Genomic DNA, 17513 nt, shown 5'->3' on the forward strand with positions numbered 1-17513 from the left:
GGTGCTGGGTCTGGCGCTGGCGTCGGTGGGGGCGTCGATCGCCATGGGTTCGGGGGCGTCGGCCATGTCGGCTGATGCGCCGTCCGCACAGGGCGCGAAGCAGGGCGAACTGACTCTCGACCGCGTCTTCGGCAGCCCAGACCTGTCGGGATCCCAGCCGCGCGGCCTTCGCCTGTCGCCCGACGGCACGCTGCTGACCTCGCTGCGCCCGCGTGCCGACGAGCGCGAGCGGCTCGACCTCTGGGCGCGCGACACCCGCACCGGCGAGGAGCGGATGCTGGTCGACTCCAAGAAGGTCGGCTCGGGCGCCGAACTGTCCGAGGCCGAGAAGATGCAGCGCGAGCGCGCGCGGATCAGCGGATCGAAGGGCATCGTCGCCTATGACTGGGCCCCCGACGGCAAGTCGATCCTGGTGCCGCTGGACGGCGATCTCTACCTCGCCGGGCTGGACGGGCAGGTCCGTCGCCTGACCAACACGCCGGGCGGCGAGTTGAACCCGATCGTCAGCCCCAAGGGCGGTTATGTCAGCTTCGTGCGCGACCAGAATCTTTGGGCCATGCCGCTGGGCGGGGGTGAGGCACGGGCGCTCACCAACGAGGGCGGCGGCACCGTCCATTTCGGCGAGGCGGAATTCGTCGCGCAGGAGGAAATGCACCGCTTCACCGGTTACTGGTGGAGCCCCGATGAGCGCTACATCGCGGTCGAGCGGTTCGATGACGCGCCGGTCAAGGTCGCGGTCCGTGCCGCCATCGGCGCAGCGGGCACCAAGGTCTATGAACAGCGCTATCCGGCGGCGGGGACGCCCAATGCGCTGGTCGACCTGTACGTCATGAAGGCGGACGGCTCGGGTCGGGTGAAGGTCGATCTGGGCACCAACCCGGACATCTATCTGGCGCGGGTCGACTGGACGCCGGACGGCTCGGCCATGCTGGTCCAGCGCGAGAGCCGCGACCAGAAGACGCTCGACATGCTCCGCGTCGATCCGAAGACCGGCAAGTCGACCATCCTCTTCACCGAGCGGTCGGGCGATCGCAGCTGGCTGAACCTGTCCGACGCCTATCGCCCGCTCAAGGACGGCAGCCTGATCTGGCGGTCGGAGCGCGATGGCTATGGCCATCTCTATCACTTCGCGAACGGCCAGTGGACGCAGCTGACCAAGGGGCCGTGGGTCGTCACCAACCTGGTCGGCGTCGACGAGGCGAAGGGGCGGCTGTACTTCACCGGGTTGAAGGACGACGTGCTTGAGCAGCATCTCTATGCCGTCGACATCGCCCAGCCCAACGTCATTACCCGCCTGACCGAGCGCGGCTATACCAACAGCGCGACGATGGACTCGTCGGCCAGCCGCTTCATCGTCTCACGCTCCAGCCCGAGCCAGCCGACCCAGGTCTATCTGGCCGACACGGCGGGCAAGCGGCTGAGCTGGATCAACGAGAATGCGATTCGGGCGGGGCACCCCTATGCCCCCTATCTCGCCAGCCACCGCGAGACGAAGTTCGGCACGATCAAGGCCGATGACGGCACGACGCTCTATTGGGAGATGATCACGCCCAAGCTGGAGCCGGGCAAGCGCTACCCCGTGTTCTTCCAGCATTATGGCGGCCCCGGCACCGGCCAGCAGGTCACGCGCGGCTGGCAGGGGGCGCTGCCGCAATATCTGGTCGATCAGGGCTGGATCTTCTTCCAGATCGACAATCGCGGTTCCTATAATCGCGGCAAGGCGTTCGAGGATGCCATCTATCATGCGATGGGGACGGTCGAGGTCGCCGACCAGTTGGCGGGGGCGAATTATCTGAAGGGCCTGCCCTTCGTCGACCCTGCGCGCATCGCGACCTATGGCTGGTCGTACGGCGGCTATATGTCGATCAAGATGCTGGAGAAGACGCCGGGCGTGTATGCCGCCGCCGTCTCGGGGGCGCCCGTCACCGACTGGCAGTTGTACGACACCCATTATACCGAGCGTTATCTGGGCGATCCGCGCACCGATCCGCAAAGCTATGCGACGTCGCAAGCCATTACCGACGCGGCCAGGATCCGCGATCCGTTGATGCTGATCCACGGCATGGCGGACGATAACGTCTTCCTCGACAATGCGACGGCGTTCGCGGCCGAAATGCAGAAGACGGACACCCCGTTCGAGATGATGCTCTATCCCGGCCAGACCCACCGCGTCGGTGGGCCCGGCGTGTCGCAGCATCTGTGGCACACGATCCTGAACTTCCTGGATCGCACGGTGAAGAACAAGAAGGCGAAATGATCATTCCTCCCCGGCACGGGGAGGGGGACCATGGCGCTAGCCATGGTGGAGGGGGCGTCCCGGAAGGGTTGACCTATGTGGCGGCCCCCCTCCGTCAGCGCGTTGCGCTGCCACCTCCCCGTAACGGGGAGGATTTAAGGGCCTGCACATGGCATTCCTGAAGACCTTCCACCTCTGGCCGTTCCTCGACACGATGGTCAGCTATCTGACCGCGTTCATCCTGGGCACCGTGATCGGGGCCGAACGCCAGTATCGCCAGCGTACGGCGGGCCTTCGCACCAACGCGCTGGTCGCGATCGGCGCGGCGGCGTTCGTCGATCTCGGCCAGCGGCTGGGCGGCGATGTCGAGTCGATCCGCATCATCGCCTATGTGGTCTCCGGCATCGGTTTCCTGGGCGCGGGCGTCATCATGAAGGAGGGGTTGAACGTCCGCGGGCTGAACACCGCGGCGACCCTCTGGTGCTCGGCGGCGGTCGGCGCGATCGCGGGCAGCGACATGGTCGCCGAAGCCGTGCTGCTGACCGTCATGGTCCTGCTCGCCAACACCGCGCTGCGCCCGCTGGTCGATGCGATCAACCGTATCCCGGTCGAGGGACGGCATGTCGAGGCGACCTATTCGGTCAGCCTGACGACCGCTGCCGCACAGGCGGGGCCCGTCGGCGACATGCTGGTCGAGCATCTGGAGCGCGCCGGGCTGCCGGTCGCCGAGCTGGAAACGGTCGAACTCGGCGAGGATCAGGTCACGGTCGCCGCCACCCTGACCAGCACCATCGTCGAGGCGCGCGAACTCGACCGCATCACCGATCATTTCCAGACCGTCCACGGCATCGCCCACGCGACCTGGGCCGCCAGCACGCACGACTGAGGCTGGACTTCTATTCCTCTCCTGCCAGGGAAGGAATGGCGGAACACGCACCTACGCCCCACTATGCCGCCGCTATGCGATAGCGGGAAATCGATCTCGAAACCCTATGGGGCGAGGCGTAGCTGATGCGGGCGGGCGATGAATGCCCGTTCGGCAGAGGTCTGTAGTGTCCATGCGTACCGATTTCCCTATCGAACCCGACCCGCACGCGCCGCTTATCTATGTCGGCCAGGACCGGGCGGGTCACTGGCTGGTCCAGGATAGCGCGGGCCAGTTGGAGGGCCGTTTCATCTCGCGCGGCGCGGCGATGCGCTATGCGGTCGAGGAAGCCGAAATCTATCATGCCAGCGTCGCGGTCGCCGAAAAGGCGCTGACCCCGCTGGTATCGTTCGACCCGGTGGCGGCCGACGCCCCCATGCTGTCGCGTGCGGCATGAGTGAGCGGCAGGCCATGCGATACCGCCACGACCCCCGCTGGCCCGCTGTCGAGGCGGCGCTGGGCGCCCTACGCGAGCGGCATCGCTGCGCGGTGCGGATCGTCGATACCGATTGCGGCGCGGGCGGGTTCCTGATCGCGGTGGCCGAACAGGCGCGCGCGATGGGCTTCACCGCGATCGAGGGGCGGGGGCTCGGTGGCTCGCCTGCGCTGATCGGACGCGCCCGCGCTGCTGCCTGGCGTCACCGCCATGCCGCGATGGGCCTGGTGTTCGAACGCGGCGATCCCATCGCGGCGCTGGCCGAGGAACGCGACTTTCCCGCCGACATTCTGGTCTGTCATCGGTGCGACACTCAGAAGGACGCGCTTCGGGCCGCAGCGGCATGTGTGATTGGCGATCCATGCGACGAATACGAACAGGAGATGGCGGCATGAGCGGGCGGGACATGGCATGGCGGGCACTGGGCGCGGTGATGACGCAGGGCGCGGTGGTGGCGACGCTGACCGGCCCGGCGGAATCGTTGCTGGCGCTGTTCTGGTTTCTGGTGGCGCTGGGCGGTGTCGTGCTGATGCTGAACGGCAAGCACCTGATCCAGGCGCTGCGCGCCGAACGGCGCGGGCATCCCTACACGGCCGAGGCCATTCATGCCGCGCGCCTGCGCCGGGGGCGGCGGTCATGAGCCGGGACACGGGCTTTACCCTGCGCGGCGACGCGCTCCATGCCGAGGGCGTCGCGCTGAGCCGGATCGCGCAAGACGTCGGCACGCCGACCTATGTCTATTCGGCGGGCGCGTTGCGCGCGGCGGCGCGGCGGTTTCGCGAGGCGCTGTCGCCGATCCCCCGCAAATCGCTGGCCTTCGCGGTCAAGGCGAACCCGTCGCTGGCCGTGTTGTCGATCCTGCGCGACGAGCGTTTCGGCGCCGATATCGTCTCCGGCGGCGAACTCACCGCGGCACTGGGGGCCGGTATGATGGCGCGTGACATCGTCTATTCGGGCGTCGGCAAGACCCCGGAGGAACTGGCGCGGGCGCTGCGGGCCGGGGTCGGCCATATCAACCTGGAGGGCAAGCGCGAGGGTGAGGTACTGGCGGCGACCGCCGTCCGGCTCGGCCTGGAGGCGACCGCGATGCTGCGCGTCAATCCCGATGTCGATGCGGGCACCCATGCCAAGATCACGACCGGCACCAGCGACAGCAAGTTCGGCGTCCCCATCGCCGATGCGATCGGCATCTATGATCGGCTGGCGTGTCGGTCGGGCCTGACGCTGCACGGCGTCGCGGTGCATATCGGCAGCCAGATCATGGACCTGGCGCCGCTGGAGGCCGCCTATCGTCGGATCGGCGAGCTGGTCGCGGCGCTGCGGGCGCGGGGGCATGTCATCACCCATGTCGATCTGGGCGGCGGCCTGGGCGTGGATTATCGCGGCGGGCCGGACGGCGATGTCGCCGCCTATGCCGCGATGGTCGCGCGGGTGACCCAGGATTGGGACGTGACGCTGATGTTCGAGCCGGGGCGCTACATCGCGGCCCATGCCGGGGTGCTGCTGACCCGAGTCCTGTGGGTCAAGCCGGGCGCGGAATGTCCGTTCGTCGTGATCGACGCGGGCATGAACGATCTGGCGCGACCTGCGCTCTACGATGCCTGGCACGACTTCGCGGCGGTCGCCCCGAACGGCGCGACGATGCGCGCGCATGTCGTGGGCCCCGTCTGCGAAAGCAGCGACCGTTTCGCCAGGGCAAGGCTGGTTGACCGGGTGAAGGAGGGCGATCTGGCCGTCCTGCGCGACGCCGGGGCTTACGGCGCGTCCATGGCATCCTGCTACAACAGCCGGGCGCTGGCGGCCGAGGTGATGGTCGAGGGTGATCGCTATGCCGTCATTGCGCCGCGCATCGACGCGGCGGCGATCCGGCCGCAGATGGTGCCGGACTGGCTGAGTGGCACGGCGCTCGATCATGCGGCGTGATCCGGGCGGCGGGGGTCCGACAAACTCCCGCTTGTCCAGCGCAAATGCGCACTTTTCGCAAAGTTGGTGGACGTATCCGCGCAATGACGCTACCGGCTCACGCTTCCGAGTGGAGGGTTGAATGGGTTATCGCGTTGTGGTCGCCGGGGCTTCGGGCAATGTCGGCCGGGAAATGCTCAACATTCTGGCGGAGCGGGAATTTCCGATCGACGAGATCGCGGTCGTCGCGTCGTCGCGCAGCCAGGGCGATCAGGTCGAGTTCGGTGAGACCGGCAAGAAACTGACCATCAAGAATATCGAACATTTCGATCCGACCGGCTGGGACATCGCGCTGTTCGCGATCGGCAGCGACGCGACGAAGATCTATGCGCCCAAATTCGCCGCCGCCGGCTGCGTGGTGATCGACAATTCGTCGCTCTACCGCATGGACCCGGACGTGCCGCTGATCGTGCCGGAGGTGAACCCCGATGCGATCGACGGCTACAAGGCCAAGAACATCATCGCCAATCCCAACTGCTCGACCGCGCAGATGGTCGTGGCGCTCAAGCCCCTGCACGACAAGGCGACGATCAAGCGCGTCGTGGTCGCGACCTATCAGTCGGTGTCGGGCGCGGGCAAGGCGGGCATGGACGAGCTGTTCGAGCAGAGCCGCAACATCTTCGTCGGCGATCCGGCCGAGCCCAAGAAGTTCACCAAGCAGATCGCGTTCAACGTGATCCCGCACATCGACAGCTTCCTGGACGACGGCTCGACGAAGGAAGAGTGGAAGATGGTCGCCGAGACCAAGAAGATCCTCGACCCGAAGGTCAAGGTGACGGCGACGTGCGTGCGCGTGCCCGTCTTCGTCGGCCATTCCGAGGCGCTGAACATCGAGTTCGAGAACGAGATTTCGGCCCAGGAAGCGCAGGACATCCTGCGCGAGGCCCCCGGCATCATGCTGGTCGACAAGCGCGAGGACGGCGGATACGTGACCCCGGTCGAATGCGTCGGCGACTTCGCGACCTTCGTCAGCCGCGTTCGCGAGGATTCGACGGTCGATAACGGCCTGTCGCTGTGGTGCGTGTCGGACAATCTGCGCAAAGGCGCGGCGCTGAACGCGGTGCAGATCGCCGAACTGCTCGGCCGCCGTCACCTGAAGAAGGGCGACTGAGCCCTACGATTCCTCCCCGGCAACGGGGAGGGGGACCGCCGCGAAGCGGTGGTGGTGGGGGCTTTCCGCTGGGCAAGTCCTATGTGGAAGCCCCCCTCCGTCAGCGCTGGCGCGCTGCCACCTCTCCGTACCGGGGAGGACTGGTTCACCGCCCCATATACAGGCCCGGCCGGTGCCAGGCGAAGAGGATCAGGCTGATCGCCGCCGCGCTGATCGCCGACCACATCATCTGCATGCCCGAGACGACCGGGATCGCCATGGCCAGGATGAAGACGTCCAGTGCGACCTGGGTCATGCCCATGTTCCACCCGCGCTTGCGATACAGCCAGATGGTGATGACCCCGGTGCCGCCAACCCCAGCCTGATGCCGGGCGAGCGACAATATGCCCATGCCGATGACCGTGCCGCCGACCAGCGCGGCGAAGGCCGGATGCACGCCGTCGACATGCACCGACACCCGCGTGATCGCCGAGGCGACGCCGATGCCGATATTGACCAGCACCGTCTTCACCGCGAACCGTGCGCCCATCACCTTGTGCGCGAACAGGAAGAAGGGAATGTTGACCAGCGTGAACAGCACGCCCGCAGGCAGCGGCACCAGATAGGACAGCAGCAGCGCGACGCCCGCGATCCCGCCCGTCACCAGTCCCGCCGCCTTCAGGAAGATCAGCCCGACGACCAGCAGCGTCACGCCGATGAAGATCGCATAGGCGTCCTCCAGCAGGCTATGCGGTCGGCCCATCGGGCTGGGCGGCAGGGTTTCGGCAGGGGAAGCGGTCGCTGCGGTCATCGAGGGTCCGGATCAAGGGTCCGGCATCCACTCCCGATTGGCCTGCTTCTTGGCGGCAGAGACGGGACCCTTATCGCAATCGATGCAAAAAGGCCAATTCCTTCGCCTAGCGCAGGATCAGCCAGCCCAGCCCCATCAGCACCACCAGCGCATAGAGCCCGCCCTTGGTGCGCAGCAGATAGCTGGCCCCCAGCACCCCGGTCGCGGCCAGTGCGCAGGCCGCGACCCGGTCGGCGGCGATCCACTCCAGGATGACGAACGCCCCCACCATGTTCGCCGCCGCGTTGACCGCGATCCACAGATAGGAGGGCAAGGCGCCGATCGATCCGAGGAGCGGGATCTTGATCGTCGCGAAGCCCCGCATGGTGCCGGGAAACAGATCGGCGGCAAGATGGAAGCCCACCCCGAAGCCTAGCCCGGCCGCGACCGGCCAGGTCCGCAGGTCGAGCGTCGCAATATAGAAGGGCAGGACGCTGTGGACCAATGCGCTGCGATGCTGAAGCTGGAGCGGCGTGTCCAGATCGGGCAACCGCGTGCCCGCCGCCGTCGCCGCCGCGACCGTGGCGATCAGCATCCACGGTCCACCCCCACCGGCGAACGCCAGGATCACCGCCAGTAGAAGGAACAAGGATGCTGCCATGGGCGGCGGCTAACGGCTTGTACTCCTTTTGTCCATGTTCGCGACTCGCGGGAAACCAGAAAAAAACTGCGGATTCCCGCCATTTTGCGTCGGCTTGATCAGAAGCAGAGTCATGACGGGCTCGTCGCTCTTCCGAACAGGTCAAGGGTACAATTTTTTGAGGGTGGTCGTGGCCGGTCGCTGCGGCATAGTCGGGGGCATGACCATGCAGGCCAAAGCCGGTGTCGCGGCGCTGACCGACCGCGAAAAACAGACGCTGCGCCTGATCGTGCGGGGGCATGACGCCAAGTCGATCGCGCGCGAGTTGAACCTGTCGGTCCACACCATCAACGAGCGCCTGCGCGACGCCCGCCGTAAACTGGCCGTGTCGAGCAGCCGCGAGGCGGCGCGGATGCTGCTGGAGGTGGAGGGTGAACCGCAGGTCGCGACCCCCTATTCCTTGGGGGACATGAGGATCGGGGAAGATCGCTCGGTCGGGGTGACGGATGAAGCACCGGCGCCGGTCATCGGCGCGGGGCGCGGCAGCGGCCGTCCCCGGATCATCATCGGAGCGACGCTCATGACCCTTGCCCTCAGCCTTCTGGCCCTTCCTGGCCTGATCCATATGGCTTCCGCACCGCCCCAGGCGGTTCCGGCTCCGGCTTCGTCCACGGCGACCGATCCGGCGGTGGTCGAGGTCGCGCAACATTTCGTCCAGTTGATCGACCAGGGTCGCTGGGCGGACAGCTATCGCATGACCACGGACAGCTTCCGCAGGCTCAACACCGAACAGGTCTGGGCAAGCACGTCGGAAAAGGTGCGGGCGCCCTTGGGCAATATGGTGTCGCGCGCCTTCCTGAGCCAGGACGACATCCCCGCGCCGCCCGCCGGTTATCGGATGGTGCGGTTCAACACGCGGTTCGGCACTGCGGCCGCCATCGTCGAAACCGTGACGCTGGAGCGTGAGAATGGCAAGTGGCGGGTTGCCGGGATTTACGTGGGGTAGGAGGGGTACTCCTACTCCTTCCCTTGCAGATGGAGGAATGGTCGAAGAAGTGAGGGCGGTCGCGGCGGCAAGAGAGGTCCACATCGCGCCCGATCCGTATTAGGAGGGCCCGGTACACCTTCATGCCGGAGACAGAACCCTTGGCCGACACCGCCCCCGAAACCCGCTTCTTCGACAGCTTCGACGGCACGCCGATCGCCTGGCGTGAAATGGGGGAGGGGCGGCCCGTGGTGCTGATCCATGGCTATTTCTCCGACGCGCAGACCAACTGGATACGCTACGGCCACGCCGCCGCCATCGCGGCCAAGGGCTACCGGGTGATCATGCCGGACCTGCGTGCCCATGGCGAAAGCGGCAAGCCGCACGACCCCGCCGCCTATCCCAAGGACGCGCTGACCCGTGATGGTCATGCGCTGATCGAGCATCTGGGGCTGACCGACTATGATCTGGGCGGCTATTCGCTGGGCGCGCGGACGGTCAGCCGGATGCTGGCGACGGGGGCGAAGCCGGGCAAGGCGATCTTTGCGGGCATGGGGCTGGAGGGGTTGCTCCATACCGACCGCCGGGTCGCTCATTTCACCAATATCCTGACCCGGCTGGGTGAGCATCCGCGCGGCACCCCCGAATGGATGGCGGAGGCGTTCCTGAAGACGACCGGCGGCGATCCGGTGGCGCTGCTGCATATCCTTCAGACCTTTGCCGATACGCCCCTTTCGGCGATCGAGGGCTTCGACCTGCCGGCGCTGGTCGTGGCGGGCGTCGACGACTTCGACAATGGCGCGGCGGTCGAGCTGGCCGACGCGCTGCCGCGCGGGCGCTATGTCGAGATTCCGGGTAACCATATGGGATCGGTGACCAAAGCCGAGCTGGGCGCGGCGATCGCGCAGTTCCTGGCCGCTTGACGGCGGCGACCAAAGCCGCGCATCTGCACGCCATCCGCCCCGGTTCGAGGGCGTTTCAGATGTTCAGGGGGATAGCATGATCCGTTCCGCCGTATCCGGCACCGTATTGGCCTTTGCGCTCGCCGGGGCTGCCCATGCCCAGACCGCCGCGCCCGCCGCGCCCGCCGCTCCGGCGACCCAGCCGCCCGCGACCGTCGCCGGGGCCGACGCCTTCGTCGCCGAGGCCGAGAAGACGCTGGCCGAAAAGTCGGTCGGTGCGCAGCAGGTCGCATGGGTCAATGCGACCTATATCACCGACGACACCGATGCGCTGGCCGCTGCCTCGGGCGCGGAGATGACCGATCTGGCCGTCCGCTACGGCCTGGGCGCGGCGCGCTATCAGGCATTGCCGGGCCTGTCCTATGACACCAAGCGCAAGCTCGACCTGCTGCGCGGCGGCATCACCCTGCCAGCGCCCACCACACCCGGTGCGGCGGCGCAGCTGTCGATGCTCACGACGCGCATGTCCTCCTCCTACGGCAAGGGCAAGGGGGTGCGGAACGGCCAGCCGATCAACGGATCGGACATCGAGGCCGCGATGGGCGACGAGCGCGATCCGGCTCGCTTGAAGGAGATGTGGATAAGCTGGCACGACAATGTCGGCGCGCCGATGCGGGCCGATTATGCCCAGATGACCGGCCTGGCGAACCAGGGCGCGAGGGAACTCGGCTATGCCGATGCGGGTGCCTTGTGGCGGTCGGGCTATGACATGAGCCCCGAGCAATTCGCGCAGCTGACCGACAAGATCTGGGGCGAGCTGGAGCCGCTCTACAAGGCGCTGCATACCTATGTCCGCTGGAAGCTGAACGAGAAGTATGGCGATGCGGTCCAGGCGAAGTCGGGCCCGATCCGTTCCGACCTGCTGGGCAATATGTGGGCGCAGGAATGGGGCAATATCTACGACATTGTCGCGCCCAAGGGGGCGGGCGACGTCGGATACGACACCGGTGAGCTGTTGAAGGCCAAGGGCTACGACCCGATCAGGATGGTGAAGACGGGCGAGGGCTTCTACTCCTCGCTGGGCTTCGCGCCGTTGCCGCAGACCTTCTGGCAGCGCTCGCAGATCGTGAAGCCCGCCGACCGCGAGGTGATCTGCCATGCCTCGGCCTGGGATATCGACAACAAGGACGATATCCGCATCAAGATGTGCACGAAGGTGAATGCCGACGACTTCGTGACCATCCATCACGAGCTGGGCCACAATTACTATCAGCGCGCGTACAAGGACCAGCCGTTCCTCTACAAGAACGGTGCGAATGACGGCTTTCACGAAGCGATCGGCGACACCGTCGCGCTGTCGATCACGCCTGATTATCTCGTGAAGATCGGCTTGCTCGACCCGGCCAAGGTCCCGAGCGCCGACAAGGATATCGGCCTGCTGTTGCGTCAGGCGATGGACAAGGTCGCATTCCTGCCCTTCGGCCTGCTGATCGACAAGTGGCGTTGGGGCGTGTTCTCGGGCCAGATCCCGGCGGGCCAGTATCAGGCTGGCTGGGACGCGCTGCGCCTGAAATATCAGGGCGTGGTGCCGCCGGTCACGCGCGACGAGACGAAGTTCGATCCGGGTGCTAAATATCACATCCCGGCGGGCGTCCCCTATGCGCGCTATTTCCTGGCGCGCGTGCTGCAATTCCAGTTCTACAAGGCGGCCTGCGACCAGGCCGGGTGGAAGGGGCCGCTGCACCGCTGTTCCTTCTATGGCAACAAGGCGGTGGGCCAGAAGCTGAACGCGATGCTGGCTATGGGCCAGTCCAAGCCCTGGCCGGATGCGTTGCAGGTGTTCACCGGCAGCCGCGAAATGTCGGGCAAGGCGCTGGTCGAATATTTCGCGCCGCTCAAGACGTGGCTGGACCAGCAGAACAAGGGCAAGCCGCAGGGCTGGTGATATCCGAAGTGGGGCGGGGTCGGGGGGTTCCTCGCAGGCCTGGCCCCTCCACCCCTCGCTGACGCGAGCGGTCCCCCTCCCCAAGCGCAGCTTGGGGAGGAATTAAGAAGACCCGCGCCAGTCCTCCCCAAGCTTGCTTGGGGAGGACTGGCGCGAAGCGGTGGTGGAGGGGCTTGTCGGCCTCGGTAAGTCCTTTGGCTGCCACATTGTCTTGCGGGGAAGCAAGTTTCGGCTGCCGTTCGGCTCGATCCTACCTCTACCCCCGTTCAGCCTGAGCGAAGCGGAAGGCGACGCCTGGCGCATCCCCGAAGGAGGGGTCCCCTCGGCCTTCGACTTCGCTCAAGCCGAACGGAGGATTAAGGCGTCAGTCCTTCTTGGTCCCACCGTCCTTGCCTTTACCCTTCCCGCCATCCCGCTTGGGAGTGCTGCCCTTCAGCGACAGGAGCGCCGCCGTCAGCCCGGCCGCTGCCGCCAGGCTGCCCAGGATCGAGGCCACGCCCCATTTTCCGCCGACCCGGTCCAGTCCGTGCTTGCCGAGCGCGGGCGCAGGAGCGGGCTTGATCGCGGCGGGTTTGCGCGGGGGGGCTTTACGGGGCGTGACGCGCTTGGTCGAGCGGGGCTTGGGCGGAGCCTTGGCCTTGGCGGGGGGCTGGACAGGTGGCTGGTGGGCCTGGGTTTCGCCGCCCTCGATCGGTTCGGCCACGGGCGCGGTATCGTCCGTCACCGGCTCGGGCTTGACGGTGGGGCGCTTGCGGGGCGCGGGGGCACCGGCCGCCTTGGGCGAGGCGCGGCGGCGGGGCGGGCGTGGTTTTTTCGGGTCCGTGGTGTCGACCATGACGAAATCCCCCATTTGATCAAAACAGTTTCGGTTCGTCACCGTAACGCCTTTGCCCGCCCCCGGTTGCCGATCAGCGGAAGGGCGGTTCGTTGAAGGCGCGCAGCTTGCGGCTATGCAGCTTGTTGCCTTCCCGGCGCAACTGCTCGCACGTCTCGATACCGATCCGCATATGTTCGCTGATCGCCCGCTCGTAGAAACGGTTGGCCTGACCCGGCAGCTTCAACTCGCCGTGCAGCGGCTTGTCCGACACGCAGAGCAGCGTCCCGTACGGCACGCGGAAGCGATAACCCTGCGCCGCGATCGTCGCGGACTCCATATCGATGCCGACCGCGCGGCTGAGCGAGAAGCGCAGCGCCGACTTGGAATAACGCAGCTCCCAGTTGCGGTCGTCGGTGGTGACGATGGTGCCGGTGCGCAGGCGGCGCTTCAGATCGTCGCCCGACTGGCCCGACACGATCTCGGCCGCCTTGGCGAGAGCCACCTGCACCTCGGCGATGGCGGGCACCGGAATTTCCGGGGGCAGCACGTCGTCGAGCACATGGTCGTCGCGAAGATAGGCGTGCGCCAGCACATAGTCGCCGATCCGCTGGCTGGGCCGCAGGCCGCCGCAATGGCCGATCATCAGCCACGCCTCGGGCCGCATCACGGCCAGATGGTCGCAGATCGTCTTCGCGTTGGATGGGCCGACGCCGATATTGACCAGCGTGATGCCGGTGCCGTCCTTGGCGACCAGGTGATAGGCGGGCATCTGGTGTCGCCGCCACGCGCTGTCGGTGACGATCTTGTCGACATCCTGCGGCCGCTCGATCACCACCCCGCCAGCACCCGACAGCGCGGTGAAGCGCGAGCCTTCGCCGAGCTGCGACGCGCCCCAGCGGACGAACTCGTCGACATAGCGGTGATAGTTGGTGAACAGCACGAAGCGCTGGCAATGCTCGGGCGGCGTGCCGGTATAGTGGCGAAGCCGCGCAAGCGAGAAGTCGGTGCGCAGGCCATCGAACAGCGCCAGCGGCCGGTTGCCGTCGGCCGTCATCCACAGCCCGTCGGCGATCTCGTCCCCGATATGCGCCAGTTCGGTCGCGGGGAAGAATCGCGCCAGCTCGGCGGCGGAAACCGTGTCCAGGCTCAGCGCATGACCAGGATCGAGGACATAGGGGAAGGGGATTTCCTGCCGCCCGGCCACCGCCTCGACCGAGACGTCGTAATCCTCGATCAACAGCGTCAACTGCTCGACCAGATAATCCTTGAAGAGCGCGGGCTTGGTAACGCTGATCCGATAGTCGCCCGGCGACACCAGCCGACCAAAGGAGCGCATCGGGGCCGGACGGCCGCCCTCGCCGCGATAGACCAGGCGGATCTCGGGATAGGCGAAGCAGCCATGCGCCCGATCCTCGAGCGTCGGGGCGGTTCCGTCCCGCAGATAAAGCGTCAACGCCTCCTTCAGACGCGTGACGGAGGCGGTATAAAGGCGGTCGAGGTCCTCGACGATCTGAACGGCTTGAGTCATCTTCCAGAGCTAAGCCGTACCGCCGGTTCTGGCAAGCCGGAGCGGGGTTGAGGGAAGTGATGCTGGTCAGGCCTGAGCCTGGAATTCCAACCTCCGCTCAGCCTGAACGGAGTTGGGTAAGAATAGAGTGGGCCACCACCCCAAGCCCTCCCCAAGCATTGCTTGGGGAGAAAGCCTGATGGGGCTCAGGCGCCCTGGATCGAGTTGTCGTCATCCGATGGCGACCGCAGCTTGGAGGCGCCGAAGGCTGCCCCCGCAACGGCGGCCGCGACGCCCGCCGCGATCCCGGCGGCGGCGTAGGGATGTTCCTTGACCTTGTCGCCGGCGGCCTTGGCGGCATCCTGCGCCTTTTCGCCAAGGCTCTTGGGCGCGGCCTGCTTTTCGGGGGGGACATAGGTGGTCATGGCCGGTGCTCCTCTCGTATGAACTTACCTGCCCATGAAAAACGCGGCAGGGCCCGGTGCTGTTCCGCCCCCGATCCGATCGGTCATCCGGTTCGCCGGATCAGAGCGTCTCGAGCAGGTGTTCGGCCGAGCTGACCTTGAACTCGCCGGGCGCCTCGACGAACAGCTGTTCGACCACACCGTCGTTCACCAGCATCGTGTAGCGCTGGCTGCGCGTTCCCATGCCGAACTTCGAGCCGTCCATGGTCAGGCCTGTCGCCTTGGCGAAGTCGGCATTGCCGTCCGCCAGCATGGTGATCGCATCGGTCCCGTTAACCTGGCCCCAGGCCTTCATGACGAACACGTCGTTGACCGAGGTGCAGGCGATCTCGTCCACGCCCTTGGCCTTCAGCGCGGCCGCCTGGTTGACGAAGCCCGGCAGATGCTGTGCCGAACAGGTCGGCGTGAAGGCGCCGGGCACCGCGAACAGCGCCACGCGACGCCCCGCGAAGAAGTCGGTGGTCGTCACCTGCTCGGGGCCTTCGGGCGTGACCTTGACCAGCGTGGTGGTGGGGAGGCGGTCTCCGACCTTGATCGTCATCTTGCTCATCCTGCTGGGGGCCTCGGCGGGATGCCGGGCGAACGCGGCCGTTCATGGGGCCGAACCATGGCTGATTTCAAGCATGGCGAGGGGCGGTGTCGATCCCTATAGTCGGTTGCGTGCATCAACTGACCTATCTTTCCGGCCAATTCCTGCTGGCCATGCCCGGCATGGGCGATCCCCGTTTCGATCACGCCGTCATCGCGATGTGCGCGCATGACGAGGGCGGCGCGCTGGGCATCGGACTGGGTGCGACGATCGACGGGATCGGCTTTCACACGCTGCTCGACCAGTTCGAGATTCCGCATGGCGACGCGCCCAACGCGCCGGTCCATTTCGGCGGCCCGGTCGAGCCGCGCCGGGGTTTCGTCCTCCACAGCCATGACTGGCAGGGGCAGGACAGCGTGGACGTCAGCGGCCGCTGGGTCCTGTCGAGCACCGTCGACGTGCTGCGCGCGATCGCCGACGGGCAGGGGCCCGAGCGCTGGATCGTCGCGCTGGGCTATGCCGGATGGGACGCGGGCCAGCTGGAAGAGGAGCTTAGCGCGCCCGGCTGCTGGTTCACGGTCGGCGGCGAGCGGCGGGTGCTCTACGACGTCGCGCCGGAGGATCGGTGGCAGGCCGCGTTCGGGACTGCCGGGATCGATCCCCGGTTGCTGGTGACCGGGGGCGGCACGGCCTGATCCACCCGATTTCTTCTCCATGCAGGGGAAGAATGCCACGCACTGAAGCATATAAAGATATCTTTATATTTGATCCCTAATGCGAAGGCCGCTAAGGCGTGGCGCGTGCCGATCGGCGTGAGCCACGTCTTGGTCGGCCCCATTTTGCACGGAGTTTCGTCGTGTCCACGACTGCCGCCACCAAGAACGATTATGTCATCAAGGACATCAGCCTGGCTGATTTCGGCCGCGCCGAGATCAAGATCGCCGAGACCGAGATGCCCGGCCTGATGGCCCTGCGCGACGAATTCGGCGCTGCTCAGCCGCTCAAGGGCGCGCGCATCACCGGCTCGCTGCACATGACGATCCAGACCGCCGTGCTGATCGAAACGCTGACCGCGCTGGGCGCCGATGTGCGCTGGGCGACCTGCAACATCTATTCGACCCAGGACCATGCCGCCGCCGCGATCGCGGCTTCGGGCGTGCCCGTCTTCGCCGTGAAGGGCGAGACGCTGGCCGAATATTGGGACTATGTCGGCGACATCTTCACCTGGGACGGCGACGTCGAGGGCCAGACCGCCAACATCATCCTGGACGATGGCGGCGACGCGACCATGTTCGCGCTGTGGGGCGCCAAGCTGGAAGCCGGCCAGAGCTTCGGCGAGCCGGAGAATGAGGAAGAGGTCGAGTTCCAGCGTTCGGTCAAAGCGTTCATCGCCAAGAAGCCGGGCTATCTGACCCAGACCGTCAAGAACCTGAAGGGCGTGTCGGAAGAGACCACGACCGGCGTTCACCGCCTGTACGAGATCGCGAAGAAGGGCGAACTGCCTTTCCCCGCCATCAACGTCAACGACTCGGTCACCAAGTCGAAGTTCGACAATCTGTACGGCTGCAAGGAATCGCTGGTCGACGCGATCCGTCGCGCCACCGACGTCATGCTGGCGGGCAAGGTCGCCGCGGTCGCCGGTTTCGGCGACGTGGGCAAGGGCTCGGCCCAGTCGCTCCGCAACGGCGGCGCGCGCGTGCTGGTGACCGAAATCGACCCGATCTGCGCCCTGCAGGCGGCGATGGAGGGCTTCGAGGTCGTGACGATGGATGAGGCCGTGAAGCGCGCCGACATCTTCGTCACCGCCACCGGCAATGCCGACGTCATCACCGCCGATCACATGAAGGCGATGAAGCCGATGTCGATCGTCTGCAACATCGGCCACTTCGACAGCGAAATCCAGATCGCGGCGCTGTCGAACTACAAGTGGACCGAAGTGAAGCCCGGCACCGACCTGGTCGAATTCTCGGACGGCAAGCAGATCATCGTGCTGGCCAAGGGCCGCCTGGTGAACCTGGGCTGCGCGACCGGCCACCCGTCCTTCGTGATGTCGGCCTCGTTCACCAACCAGACGCTCGCCCAAATCGAGCTTTGGACCAAGGGCGAGAACTACAAGAACGAAGTCTACGTCCTGCCCAAGCATCTCGACGAGAAGGTCGCAGCACTCCACCTCGAAAAGCTGGGCGTCCAGCTGTCGAAGCTGTCGGAGAAGCAGGCCGCCTATATCGGCGTGCCGGTCGAAGGCCCGTTCAAGCCGGATCACTATCGCTACTGATCCAGCGTCC

Annotated in this window: 18 protein-coding genes; 12 read left to right on the plus strand and 6 right to left on the minus strand. The window is 66.3% G+C overall.

Annotated features, from left to right (window positions below; translation table 11 throughout):
• The first annotated feature begins 43 nt into the window (after positions 1-43).
• From SOM26_RS08255 to SOM26_RS08285, 7 genes are all read left to right on the plus strand, one after another.
• A complete protein-coding gene (locus SOM26_RS08255; protein ID WP_320452374.1) occupies positions 44-2257 on the plus strand; it encodes a S9 family peptidase in 2214 nt (737 codons plus the stop codon).
• A 148-nt stretch (positions 2258-2405) separates the two neighbouring features.
• On the plus strand, positions 2406-3122 hold the full coding sequence (locus tag SOM26_RS08260) for an MgtC/SapB family protein (RefSeq protein ID WP_320452228.1): 717 nt from the start codon (positions 2406-2408) through the stop codon (positions 3120-3122).
• Positions 3123-3294: 172 nt separating this feature from the next.
• Positions 3295-3558, plus strand: coding sequence for a hypothetical protein (locus SOM26_RS08265; protein WP_320452229.1), 264 nt, complete (start codon positions 3295-3297; stop codon positions 3556-3558).
• Positions 3555-3992: an SAM-dependent methyltransferase gene (locus tag SOM26_RS08270; protein WP_320452230.1), complete on the plus strand. Its 438-nt coding sequence runs from the start codon at positions 3555-3557 to the stop codon at positions 3990-3992. The genes SOM26_RS08265 and SOM26_RS08270 overlap by 4 nt, the downstream gene beginning before the upstream one ends.
• Positions 3989-4237 (plus strand): hypothetical protein, encoded by a 249-nt coding sequence (locus SOM26_RS08275; protein ID WP_320452231.1) that lies wholly within the window; start codon positions 3989-3991, stop codon positions 4235-4237. Before SOM26_RS08270 ends, SOM26_RS08275 begins: the two co-directional genes overlap by 4 nt.
• Positions 4234-5520 carry a diaminopimelate decarboxylase gene (gene lysA, locus SOM26_RS08280; protein ID WP_320452232.1) on the plus strand — a complete coding sequence of 429 codons (1287 nt, stop codon included), beginning with the start codon at positions 4234-4236 and terminating at the stop codon, positions 5518-5520. The genes SOM26_RS08275 and lysA overlap by 4 nt, the downstream gene beginning before the upstream one ends.
• 121 nt (positions 5521-5641) lie before the next feature.
• Positions 5642-6670, plus strand: coding sequence for an aspartate-semialdehyde dehydrogenase (locus tag SOM26_RS08285; RefSeq protein ID WP_320452233.1), 1029 nt, complete (start codon positions 5642-5644; stop codon positions 6668-6670).
• Positions 6671-6815: 145 nt separating this feature from the next.
• Here SOM26_RS08285 and SOM26_RS08290 read toward each other — a convergent pair whose 3' ends face one another.
• Both SOM26_RS08290 and SOM26_RS08295 read right to left on the minus strand, forming a co-directional pair.
• Positions 6816-7460, minus strand: coding sequence for a YitT family protein (locus SOM26_RS08290; protein ID WP_320452234.1), 645 nt, complete (start codon positions 7458-7460; stop codon positions 6816-6818).
• A 106-nt stretch (positions 7461-7566) separates the two neighbouring features.
• Complete coding sequence (locus SOM26_RS08295) at positions 7567-8100, minus strand: hypothetical protein (RefSeq protein ID WP_320452235.1); 534 nt, start codon at positions 8098-8100, stop codon at positions 7567-7569.
• A gap of 205 nt (positions 8101-8305) precedes the next feature.
• Here SOM26_RS08295 and SOM26_RS08300 point away from each other — a divergent pair, with 205 nt between their 5' ends.
• The 3 genes from SOM26_RS08300 (at position 8306) to SOM26_RS08310 (ending at position 11911) form a co-directional block, all read left to right on the plus strand.
• The gene (locus tag SOM26_RS08300) at positions 8306-9085 is read left to right on the plus strand and encodes a helix-turn-helix domain-containing protein (RefSeq protein ID WP_320452236.1); all 780 of its coding nucleotides are present in this window, start codon (positions 8306-8308) and stop codon (positions 9083-9085) included.
• A gap of 140 nt (positions 9086-9225) precedes the next feature.
• A complete protein-coding gene (locus SOM26_RS08305) occupies positions 9226-9987 on the plus strand; it encodes an alpha/beta fold hydrolase (RefSeq protein ID WP_414712034.1) in 762 nt (253 codons plus the stop codon).
• Between the two features lie 76 nt (positions 9988-10063).
• A complete protein-coding gene (locus tag SOM26_RS08310; RefSeq protein ID WP_320452238.1) occupies positions 10064-11911 on the plus strand; it encodes a M2 family metallopeptidase in 1848 nt (615 codons plus the stop codon).
• Between the two features lie 364 nt (positions 11912-12275).
• Here SOM26_RS08310 and SOM26_RS08315 read toward each other — a convergent pair whose 3' ends face one another.
• From SOM26_RS08315 to SOM26_RS08330, 4 genes are all read right to left on the minus strand, one after another.
• The gene (locus tag SOM26_RS08315; protein WP_320452239.1) at positions 12276-12746 is read right to left on the minus strand and encodes a hypothetical protein; all 471 of its coding nucleotides are present in this window, start codon (positions 12744-12746) and stop codon (positions 12276-12278) included.
• 73 nt (positions 12747-12819) lie between these two features.
• Positions 12820-14256, minus strand: coding sequence for an AMP nucleosidase (locus SOM26_RS08320; protein ID WP_320452240.1), 1437 nt, complete (start codon positions 14254-14256; stop codon positions 12820-12822).
• Positions 14257-14441: 185 nt separating this feature from the next.
• Positions 14442-14660 (minus strand): hypothetical protein, encoded by a 219-nt coding sequence (locus SOM26_RS08325; protein WP_320452241.1) that lies wholly within the window; start codon positions 14658-14660, stop codon positions 14442-14444.
• 100 nt (positions 14661-14760) lie between these two features.
• Positions 14761-15240, minus strand: coding sequence for a peroxiredoxin (locus tag SOM26_RS08330; protein ID WP_320452242.1), 480 nt, complete (start codon positions 15238-15240; stop codon positions 14761-14763).
• A gap of 119 nt (positions 15241-15359) precedes the next feature.
• Here SOM26_RS08330 and SOM26_RS08335 point away from each other — a divergent pair, with 119 nt between their 5' ends.
• Positions 15360-15923 (plus strand): YqgE/AlgH family protein, encoded by a 564-nt coding sequence (locus SOM26_RS08335; protein WP_320452243.1) that lies wholly within the window; start codon positions 15360-15362, stop codon positions 15921-15923.
• Between the two features lie 161 nt (positions 15924-16084).
• Positions 16085-17503 (plus strand): adenosylhomocysteinase, encoded by a 1419-nt coding sequence (gene ahcY / locus SOM26_RS08340; protein WP_320452244.1) that lies wholly within the window; start codon positions 16085-16087, stop codon positions 17501-17503.
• The last annotated feature ends 10 nt before the right edge of the window (positions 17504-17513 follow it).

The sequence above is a fragment of the Sphingomonas sp. CFBP8993 genome (assembly GCF_034044895.1).
Taxonomy (GTDB): Bacteria; Pseudomonadota; Alphaproteobacteria; order Sphingomonadales; family Sphingomonadaceae; genus Sphingomonas.

Coding starts and splice junctions, on each gene's coding strand:
- SOM26_RS08300 (WP_320452236.1), top strand. CDS start 8,306: ATGCAGGCCAAAGCCGGTGTCGCGGCGCTGACCGACCGCGAAAAACAG.
- SOM26_RS08330 (WP_320452242.1), bottom strand. CDS start 15,240: ATGACGATCAAGGTCGGAGACCGCCTCCCCACCACCACGCTGGTCAAG.
- SOM26_RS08275 (WP_320452231.1), top strand. CDS start 3,989: ATGAGCGGGCGGGACATGGCATGGCGGGCACTGGGCGCGGTGATGACG.
- SOM26_RS08285 (WP_320452233.1), top strand. CDS start 5,642: ATGGGTTATCGCGTTGTGGTCGCCGGGGCTTCGGGCAATGTCGGCCGG.
- SOM26_RS08320 (WP_320452240.1), bottom strand. CDS start 14,256: ATGACTCAAGCCGTTCAGATCGTCGAGGACCTCGACCGCCTTTATACC.
- SOM26_RS08255 (WP_320452374.1), top strand. CDS start 44: ATGGGTTCGGGGGCGTCGGCCATGTCGGCTGATGCGCCGTCCGCACAG.
- SOM26_RS08265 (WP_320452229.1), top strand. CDS start 3,295: ATGCGTACCGATTTCCCTATCGAACCCGACCCGCACGCGCCGCTTATC.
- lysA (WP_320452232.1), top strand. CDS start 4,234: ATGAGCCGGGACACGGGCTTTACCCTGCGCGGCGACGCGCTCCATGCC.
- SOM26_RS08315 (WP_320452239.1), bottom strand. CDS start 12,746: ATGGTCGACACCACGGACCCGAAAAAACCACGCCCGCCCCGCCGCCGC.
- SOM26_RS08270 (WP_320452230.1), top strand. CDS start 3,555: ATGAGTGAGCGGCAGGCCATGCGATACCGCCACGACCCCCGCTGGCCC.
- SOM26_RS08310 (WP_320452238.1), top strand. CDS start 10,064: ATGATCCGTTCCGCCGTATCCGGCACCGTATTGGCCTTTGCGCTCGCC.
- SOM26_RS08325 (WP_320452241.1), bottom strand. CDS start 14,660: ATGACCACCTATGTCCCCCCCGAAAAGCAGGCCGCGCCCAAGAGCCTT.
- SOM26_RS08295 (WP_320452235.1), bottom strand. CDS start 8,100: ATGGCAGCATCCTTGTTCCTTCTACTGGCGGTGATCCTGGCGTTCGCC.
- SOM26_RS08290 (WP_320452234.1), bottom strand. CDS start 7,460: ATGACCGCAGCGACCGCTTCCCCTGCCGAAACCCTGCCGCCCAGCCCG.
- SOM26_RS08260 (WP_320452228.1), top strand. CDS start 2,406: ATGGCATTCCTGAAGACCTTCCACCTCTGGCCGTTCCTCGACACGATG.